The organism is Pseudomonas sp. P5_B2, from assembly GCF_056400445.1.
Window position 1 is genome coordinate 1 of the sequence record NZ_JBFULH010000866.1, and the last position, 1,445, is coordinate 1,445.

Here is a 1,445-nt window from a genome sequence, read left to right on the forward strand (position 1 = left end):
GTGGATCGCCAGTTCGCCGAACACCGGGCCACTGCTCACCGCGACCCATTGGCCTGGCGGGTTGATCAAGTGGCGAACCGTTTCGACGGTCAGGCGCATGGACAAGTCCTTGCTGCCTTTAAGGGTCACTACCAGCACGTCGCCAATCCGGATCGAGCCGCCGTTGCCGGTGACTTGATAACGCCCCGGCACCAGGGCGCGGCATTCGGTGAGGGTGTGTTGCGGGCTCATCAGGGTGTAGCGGAAATCGTGTTCGACCATGGGTCCTCCAAATAGGCGYGACATGCTATCACGGGCCTACTCGCTGCATGGCGCCGGCAGATGACCTTCGATCAGGTTCAATCGCCCCGACGACTCATGGCACACTGCCGCTTTCACACTTCAAAGGAACGGACAAGGTCCAAGGCTTGAGTCGATCAGCCCTCAACCTGATTCTGCGGCGTGCCGGCGGCCCAAGCCACGATGTTTTGCAAGGTCGTCGCGGCAATCGCGCCCAGCGCTTCGCGGGTCAGGAAGGCCTGGTGCGCGGTAATGATCACATTCGGAAAGGTCAGCAGTCGCGCCAGCACATCGTCTTGCAGCGGCAGATCGGACCGGTCCTCGAAAAACAGCTGCGCCTCTTCTTCGTAAACATCCAGCCCCAGATAGCCCAATTGGCCGTCCTTCAATGCGTCGATCAGCGCCGGGGTGTCCACCAGACCACCTCGCCCGGTGTTGATCAGCATTGCGCCGGGTTGCATGTGCGCCAGTGATTCGCGGTTGATCAGGTGTTTGCTCTGCTCGTTGAGCGGGCAATGCAGGCTGATGATCTGCGACTCGGCGAGCAGTTCCGGCAGGCTCAAGTAGCGAGCGCCGAGGGCTTCGACCTGCGGATTGGGGTAGGGGTCATAGGCCAGCAACCGGCAGCCGAAACCGTTCATTATCTTGGCGAACGTCGCGCCGATCTGCCCGGTGCCGACCACGCCGACGGTCTTGCCCACCAAGTCGAAGCCGGTCAGCCCGTGAAGGCTGAAGTCACCTTCGCGGGTGCGGTTATAGGCACGGTGCAAGCGACGGTTGAGTGCCAGGATCAGCGCCACCGCATGTTCGGCCACGGCGTGTGGCGAGTAGGCCGGGACGCGCACGATTGCAAGACCCAGGCGCTTGGCCGCAGGCAGATCGACATGATTGAACCCGGCCGAGCGCAGGGCGATCAGGCGTGTGCCTCCCGCCGCCAGACATTCCAGCACCGGGGCGCTGAGGTCGTCATTGATAAAGGCACAAACCACTTCGTGCTTTTGCGCCAGTGCCGCAGTGTCGAGGCTCAGCCGCGCTGACTGAAAGTGCAGTTCGATACCGACGGGCAGGTCGGCGCCTAGAAAACTGTCGCGGTCGTAGGTCTGGCTGCTGAAAAGAATCGTGCGCATGAATCCTCCATTTAACTCGGTCCGGCTTTATGTAAGCAG

1 protein-coding gene and 1 pseudogene are annotated in these 1,445 nt (G+C 61.6%); both read right to left on the reverse strand.

Annotated features, from left to right (window positions below; translation table 11 throughout):
- Nucleotides 1-261 (reverse strand): annotated as a pseudogene (locus AC1DRJ_RS27545) (hypothetical protein); the annotation flags it as partial.
- 155 nt (nucleotides 262-416) lie between these two features.
- Nucleotides 417-1,406: a 2-hydroxyacid dehydrogenase gene (locus AC1DRJ_RS27550; RefSeq protein ID WP_477804930.1), complete on the reverse strand. Its 990-nt coding sequence runs from the start codon at nucleotides 1,404-1,406 to the stop codon at nucleotides 417-419.
- Nucleotides 1,407-1,445: the final 39 nt, after the last annotated feature.